The sequence below is a fragment of the Alcanivorax sp. HI0044 genome, assembly GCF_001634945.1.
The window spans coordinates 1-1,244 of record NZ_LWEZ01000561.1; the positions used below are offsets into that span (position 1 = coordinate 1).

General features: G+C 61.2%; 1 protein-coding gene. It reads right to left on the reverse strand.

The window, feature by feature from the left end; translation table 11 throughout:
* The coding region (locus tag A3730_RS06780) for an HD domain-containing protein (RefSeq protein ID WP_156501000.1) at nucleotides 1-1,244 on the reverse strand (1,244 nt) is incomplete at both ends.

Sequence of the window (1,244 nt, forward strand, 5' to 3'; positions counted from 1 at the left end):
CCGTCGTGGTCGCGGTCTGTGAGCAGGCGCAGGGCAGCGTCGCGGGTTTCGTCGATCCAGTCCTGTTTTTCCACCGGGTTGTTCAGGCCACGGCGCAGGGCGCGCTTGGTTTCGGTGTACAGCTGACGTAACAGGGAGGCGCGCCAGGAATTCCACAGGGTCGGGTTGGTGGCGTTGATGTCGGCCACGGTGAGCACGTAGAGATAATCCAGGTGCACCAGATCGCCCACCTTGCGGGCAAAATCGTAGACCACGTCCGGATCGGAGATGTCCTTGCGTTGGGCGGTGACGCTCATGGTCAGGTGGTTGCGTACCAGCCAGGCCACCAGCTTGCCGTCCCAGGCGGTGAGACCGTGGCGTTGGCAGAAAGCGATGGCATCGTCCGCGCCGAGTTCGGAATGGTCGCCACCGCGGCCCTTGGCGATATCGTGATAGAGGCCGGAGGCGTACAGCAACTCGGGCTTGGGCAGGCGATAGAACACTTCGCTGGCCAGCGGGAATTCTTCGCGCAGGTCTTCGTAGCGCAGCCGGCGCATGTTCTTGATCACCAGCAGGGTGTGGGCATCCACGGTGTAAATATGGAAGAGGTCGTACTGCATCATGCCGATGATGCCGCCGAATTCCGGAAGGTACTTGCCCAGGATGCCGTAGCGTTTCATGCGGCGCAGCTGGGAGAACAGGGCATGGGGGCTGCGCAACAGCTGCATGAACAGGTCTGTGTTGACCGGGTTGTTACGGAAGGCGTCGTCGATCTGGCGGCGATTGTAGATCAGCGCGCGGACGGTGGAGGCGCGAATGCCTTTCAGGTCCGGGTTCTGGGCCATCAGCACAAAGGCCTCCAGCAGGGCGCTGGGGTGATGCTCGAACACTTCCGGGTTGCTGATTTCCAGGTAATCGTTGCGCACCTGGAAACGGCGATTGAGCGGGCGTACCTGCTCCTGGGTGTCGCTGCGCAGAATGACTTCATCAAATAGCTGCAGCAGCATTTCGTTGAGCACGGACAGGGCCAGGGCCACCCGGTAGAAGCCTTTCATGAAATGTTCCACTGCCAGGTTGGCACTGGAATCTTCATGGCCCAGCCGGTCCGCAAGCTGGCGCTGGTGATCGAACAACAGGCGGTTTTCGTTGCGCTCGGTCTGGACATGCAGCTGCCAGCGCACTTCCCAGAGGTAATCCAGGCATTTGCGCAGCACGCCGTATTCTTCCGGGGTAAGGAAGCCGTCGCTGACCAGGGCTTCCAGGCT